This window comes from Mycobacterium szulgai, from assembly GCF_002116635.1.
GTDB classification, from domain to species: domain Bacteria; phylum Actinomycetota; class Actinomycetes; order Mycobacteriales; family Mycobacteriaceae; genus Mycobacterium; species Mycobacterium szulgai.
The window spans coordinates 1-2173 of record NZ_LQPW01000111.1 but is presented as its reverse complement, the minus strand read 5'-3'; the positions used below and the strand labels follow the sequence as shown (position 1 = coordinate 2173).

Sequence of the window (2173 nt, the reverse complement as noted above, 5' to 3'; positions counted from 1 at the left end):
TGGCAGTTCACAAGCGGATTGATGGCCAATCCCGGCGGTGCACCCGGAATGCCGTCGATGCCGAAGAAATCGGCCGCCGAGATCGACGGAGCGATCGCCCACATCGCCTGGGCCAGCAGCGAGGAGTCGACGATGCTCGGTTGGCCGGTGCGTTCCCGATGAAACAGTGCTGCGCACACGCCGCCGGCCAGCGTTGCGCCGCCCTGCAGGTCGCCGAATCCGGGGCCCTGGACGGCGGGTGTCTCAGTACCGAACGGCGTGAGCGTATAGGCCACCCCGCCGCGTGCCAGGTAGGTGGCGGCGTCGAATCCGCCGCGATCACGATCTGGACCGCGCACGCCTAACCCGGTGCCCCTGGCGATGATGATGTCTGGGTTGAAGGCGCGGACATCGGCAACGGTCAGCCGGGCGCGCTCTAGGGCGCCGGGCAGCCAATTGGTCAGGAATACATCGGCAGAAGCCAACAGGCGGCCGAATAGGTCGCGGCCGGTTTCGGATTTGATGTCGATCGCGATACTGCGCTTGCCGCGATTGCCTAACTCGAGGATGAAATCGGCGTCAACCCGAGCAGCCGCGCGGGTGAAACCGCCAACGACCAATGCGCGTCCGGGATCACCGGACGTGACGCCTTCGACCTTGATGACGTCGGCTCCCCAATCCGACAACGCGGCACCGGCCGACGGCACATAGGTCCACGACGCCAGTTCGACCACCCGAACACCGTTCAGAACCTCTGACTCAAGCATCTTCTGCCAGCCCTTCCGGTCCGTCCCGGCATTTCTTGCTATTTTAGATATTCTAGCTACTGTAAGGGATATCGACAGCCCGGCTGCAGCCATGCGCAGTTAAATCGTGAAAGAGATGCGATGGAGCTGACCATTGGTCCGATCCCGAAACCCGATGCGGTGCACGGGACCTGGGAGTCGCGATGGACCGACTAGCGGGCCGGGTAGCCGGGAAAGTCGCAGTGGTCAGCGGAGCTGCGCGTGGCCAGGGCCGGTCGCATGCGCGCACGCTGGCCGCCGAAGGCGCCGACATCATCGCCGTCGACTTATGCGCCGACATCGAGACCAACGAGTACCCGCTGGCGCGGCCCGAGGACCTGGACGAGACGGCACGTCTGGTGGAAAAGGAGGGCCGGCGGGTCAGCACGGCGATCGCCGACGTCCGTGAGCGCAGCGCGCTCTCGACGGCAATCGACAACGGTGTCGCCGAGTTCGGGCGCCTGGACATCGTGGTCGCCAACGCCGGCATCTGCCCGCTTACCGCGGGCCTGCCGCCGCAGGCGTTCGCCGACGCGGTGGACGTCGACCTGGTTGGCGTGCTCAACCTGGTGCACGCCAGCCTCAAGCACTTGAAGGCCGGCGCGTCGATCATCGTGATCGGCTCCAACGCGGCGTTCATGTCGTCTCTGAGCACCTCCGGCGCTGAGGGTGGGGCCGGCGGCCCCGGCGGTGCCGGCTACGCCTTCGCGAAACTCGCTGGCGCACATTACGTTAACGACTTCGCCCGGGCGCTTGCGCCGTTCTCCATCCGGATGAACGCAGTGCACCCGACCAACGTCAACACCGACATGCTGCACAGTGCGCCGATGTACCGGGCGTTCCGTCCTGACCTGAAGAACCCCACCCGGGAGGACGCCGAACCGGTCTTCCCACTGGTCCAGTCGATGCCCATCCCTTACGTCGAGCCGGAAGACATCAGTGAGGCGGTGCTGTTCCTGGCCTCCGATGCGGCGCGCTACATCACCGGTCAACAACTGCGGGTGGACGGCGGCGGCTTCCTCAAGGTCAAACCGTGGTCGGGCGGCTAACCGGTTGGCGCCCAACGTGACACGCGAAGGAGCACAATGAGCGACGGCAACGCCACGCCAGAGGTGCAACGCCGGCTCTACGCGCTGATGATGTTGATGAAGGCCGCCGACGACCGGTTGTCCAAGGGCATCGGCACCGGGGAGTTCATGTGCGTGTATTGGCCCTCGCGCGGCCAGGAGGCCATTGCCGCGGCGATGGGCGCCACGCTGCGGCCCGACGACCAACTGGTGACCACCTATCGCGGCCTGCACGATCTGATCGGCAAGGGCGTTCCGCTGGAAGAGATTTACGGCGAGATGATGGGCCGTACGGTCGGTGCCAGTCGCGGCAAGGGCGGCACCATGCACATAGCCAATCCC

3 protein-coding genes are annotated in these 2173 nt (G+C 65.7%); 2 read left to right on the top strand and 1 reads right to left on the bottom strand.

Annotation, left to right across the window (positions count from 1 at the left end; genetic code table 11):
• The coding region (locus AWC27_RS15945; protein WP_211281641.1) for a CoA transferase at positions 1-746 on the bottom strand (746 nt) is incomplete at its 3' end.
• A gap of 182 nt (positions 747-928) precedes the next feature.
• Between AWC27_RS15945 and AWC27_RS15940 the strand changes: the two genes are divergently transcribed.
• A complete protein-coding gene (locus tag AWC27_RS15940; protein WP_085671375.1) occupies positions 929-1813 on the top strand; it encodes a mycofactocin-coupled SDR family oxidoreductase in 885 nt (294 codons plus the stop codon).
• Between the two features lie 36 nt (positions 1814-1849).
• Positions 1850-2173 (top strand): thiamine pyrophosphate-dependent enzyme (locus AWC27_RS15935; RefSeq protein ID WP_245847177.1); only part of this gene is annotated, 324 nt, incomplete at its 3' end.

Coding starts and splice junctions, on each gene's coding strand:
- AWC27_RS15940 (WP_085671375.1), top strand. CDS start 929: ATGGACCGACTAGCGGGCCGGGTAGCCGGGAAAGTCGCAGTGGTCAGC.